This window comes from Roseateles sp. (assembly GCF_046300915.1).
Classification (GTDB): Bacteria; Pseudomonadota; Gammaproteobacteria; order Burkholderiales; family Burkholderiaceae_C; genus Kinneretia.
This window is the reverse complement of record NZ_JBKCLH010000201.1, coordinates 1-2,668: the sequence shown is the minus strand read 5'-3', so window position 1 is coordinate 2,668 and position 2,668 is coordinate 1. Positions and strand designations below refer to the sequence as shown.

The window sequence follows — 2,668 nt, the reverse complement described above, 5'->3', positions numbered from 1 at the left end:
GCGATAGGCCAGGGCCCCCTGGCCTATCGCGATGCCGACGGCCTGGAGATCGGCGCCGTGACGGTGAGCCTGGGCCAGCAGGCCGGCCGCAGCGCCGGCCTGAACTCGGGCCAGGGCGAGCAGCTGGTGCAAAGCGGCGACGCCCTGCTGCTGAGCCAGGAGGTGCGGGCCGGCAGCGGCCTGGTGAGCCTGGAAGCGGCCGTGGGCGGCATCCGCCAGAGCGGCGGCAGCCTGCAGGCCGACAAGCTGCGCCTGCTGGCCGGTGGCCAGGGCGATGTGGCGCTGCAGCAGGCGGGCAACCGCTTTGGCCAGGTCGCGGCCCGCGTGGCCGGCGGCAGCCTGGCGCTGCAGACTCAAGGCGCGCTGAGCGTCACCAGCCTGGCGCGCAGCCTGGGCGCCAACAGCGCCGAGCGCAATCTCGACGGTCTGGACACCGCGGCCGGCAACGGCGCGCAAAGCCTGAAGAGCGGCGGCGCCCTGCAGCTCGCCCAGCAGCTCAAGGCCGGCCAGGGCAGCATCGCCCTGGACGTGGCCGATGGCGGTGTGCGCCAGAGTGGCGGCGCGATCACGGCCGCGGCCCTACGCATCCAGGCCGGCGGCGTGGGCGCTGTGGACCTGCAGCAGGCTGGCAACCAGGTCCAGCGCTTTGCGGCCGCCGTGGCCGAGGGCACGCTGGCCTACAACAATGCCGGCGCACTGACTCTGGAAGCCCTCAGCACCCGCGACCGCGAGCAGCTTGTGCGCGCCGGTGGCGCCATCGCCCTGAGCGACACGCTGCGCGCCGGGGCGGCCACCGTGAGCCTGGAGGCCCAGGGCGGCATCCAGCAAAGCGGCGGCAGCCTGGACGCCGACGCGCTGCGCCTGCTGGCCGCGGGCGATGTGAGCCTGCAGCAGCAGGGCAATCGCATCGGCAGCGTGGCCGCGCAGACCGGCGACGGTGCCCTGGCCCTGCACAGCCAGGCCGCCCTCAAGGTGGGCAGCGTGCGACGCGAGCTGGGCGGTGAGGACAAGCAACGCAGCCTGGCGGGCATCAGCACCGGCAATCGCCAGCAGACCTTGAGCAGCGCGGGCGCCATCGAGCTGGCCGCCGATCTCAAGGGCAGCCAGATCGCCCTGGTTTCGGCCCAGGGCGGCATCCGCCAGACGGCCGGCAGCCTGCAGGCCACCAGCCTGGAAGCACGCAGCACCGGCAGCGCCGCCGAGGTGGCGCTGCGCCAGGCGGGCAATAGCGTGGCGCGCTTCGCGGCCCAGAGCGCGGGCGGCGTGGCGCTGGAGAACCAGGGCAGCCTGGTGATCGGCCAGGTGGGCGCCAGCCGCGGCATTGCCGCGCAAGGCGAGGTCTTTGTGCGCAGCAGCGCCGACCTGAGCCTGGAAGCGGGCCAGGTCAGCAGCGCCTCCGGCTCGCGCCAGGCCGTGGTGCTGGCGGCGGGCCAGGCCTTCCGCAACCAGGCCGGTGCGGACGCGGTCGCGGCCCCGTCCGGCCGCTGGCTGATCTATGACGACAACCCCTTCCTGGACCTCTCGCGCCTGGGCGGCCTGAAGCTGGGCTTCCTGCAGACCGGCACCGTCTACGCGGCCCAGCCACCGGACCCGGTGCAGCAGCCGGGCTCCGGCTACATCACCACCGGCGTGCCGCCCCTGCCCGAGCAGTTCGCCCGCCTGGTGGGCGGCGCAGCTGGCAACGAGAACTCCGGCAATCTGGCCACCCATGCCCAGGGCTCGCGCGTGGCGCGCGCCGGCTTGAAGCCGGCCCTGTGGCAGCGGGACGGCCAGACGGGTGAAGGCGGCGAGGCGACGCGTGAGGCCCAGGCCTTGAGCCTGGCGGGTGCGGACTGGCGCGTAGCGCTGCGTCCGGGCGAGCGTTTCGTCAGCCCCCTGCAGGACCTGCTGGGAACGCCGGCTGACGCTGCCGGCGAGGCCGAGGCCGCGCGCCTGGCCGATGGCGGCGCCCTGCCCGCCTGGCTGAGCTACGACGCGGCCAGCCGCCAGTTCGCCGGCCTGGTGCCGCCGGACCTGGCCAAGCCCATCCGTGTGAAGGTGATGCTGCGCAGCGCGCCCGGCGCGGCGCCCCGAGCCTTCGAGCTGGACTTCGTGCCGCAGTCGCGCTGAAACCCCGGGCCGCCGCGGCCGGCCCTGCCCTCCCGGGCGGGGTCGGCTGTGGGCTGTGGGCTGTGGGCTGTGGGCGGTGAGCCGTGCTGAGTGCTGAGTGCTGAGTGCTGAGTGCTCAGGCCCGGATCAGGGCCCGGGCGTGAAAGCGGTAGCCGGCGTTGCGCGCGGTGTTGATGGGCAGGGTGAGGCCGCAGGCCTCATCCACCTTGCGGCGCAGGCGGCGCATCTGGGTGTCGAGCCGGCGCTGGTCGTAGCTGAGATAGTCCTCGCCCAGGGCCTCGACGATCTGCTGCCGGCTGGCGATCTCGCCCGCGCCGCGCATCAGGGTGTGCAGCACCAACAGGTCCTGCTCCGACAGTGCCATGGGCTCGCAGCCCGGCGGCAGCAGCCGGCGCGGGCGCAGCTCCAGGATCCAGGCTGGATCGACCGGCAGCGTGCCCTGCGGGAGCAGCCGTGGGGCCCCCCCGGCGTGCGTGGCGGCGTGTGAGGGCCCATCCCCGGTCTTGGCCCGGTAGTATTCGGCCCCCAAGGCCAAGCCGGCCACCCCCCCGCGCCCCCG

General features: G+C 74.6%; 2 protein-coding genes. One reads left to right on the top strand and one right to left on the bottom strand.

What is annotated here, in order from left to right:
* Positions 1 to 2,109 (top strand): hypothetical protein (locus tag ACK5F2_RS15320; protein WP_409866076.1); only part of this gene is annotated, 2,109 nt, incomplete at its 5' end.
* Positions 2,110 to 2,224: 115 nt separating this feature from the next.
* On the opposite strand, the gene ACK5F2_RS15315 is transcribed toward ACK5F2_RS15320, so the two are convergent.
* Positions 2,225 to 2,668: winged helix-turn-helix domain-containing protein (locus ACK5F2_RS15315; RefSeq protein WP_409866074.1), on the bottom strand; the 444-nt coding region annotated here is incomplete at its 5' end.